The organism is Streptomyces celluloflavus, assembly GCA_000720995.1.
Lineage (GTDB): Bacteria > Actinomycetota > Actinomycetes > Streptomycetales > Streptomycetaceae > Streptomyces > Streptomyces celluloflavus.
Window position 1 is genome coordinate 1 of sequence record JOEL01000143.1, and the last position, 430, is coordinate 430.

Annotated in this window: 1 protein-coding gene; it reads right to left on the reverse strand. The window is 62.8% G+C overall.

Features of this window, described 5'->3' with window-relative positions; genetic code table 11:
* Positions 1-426, reverse strand: a 426-nt coding sequence (locus IH09_RS36235; RefSeq protein WP_318279677.1) for an AMP-binding protein, incomplete at its 3' end; no start/stop codon positions are given.
* Between the last annotated feature and the right edge of the window lie 4 nt (positions 427-430).

The following is a 430-nucleotide window of genomic DNA, read 5'->3' on the forward strand; positions in this document are numbered from 1 at the left end:
AAACGGCGAATGCAACAACACCCGCTCCACCACACCACCCACCCACCCCGAATCCAACGCCAAACCCACCACATCCCCCCGCGTCACACCCACACCCTTCGGCACACCCGAAGAACCCGACGTAAACATCACATACGCCAAACCCTCACCCCCCACCACCACACCCAAATTCCCCCCACTCCCATCAGCAACAACCGAATCCACATCAGGCTCCGGCCCCACCACAAAATCCCCGACACCATCCCCCACCACCACACCCACACCCGTCTCCGCCAACACAGACGCCACCCGCGCCTCAGGCCACCGCTCATCCAACGGCACATACACACCACCCGCCTTCAACACCGCCAAAACCGCCACCACAAACTCCACACCACGACCCAACCGCACCCCCACCGCAACCTCAGGCCCCACACCCAAACCCACCAAC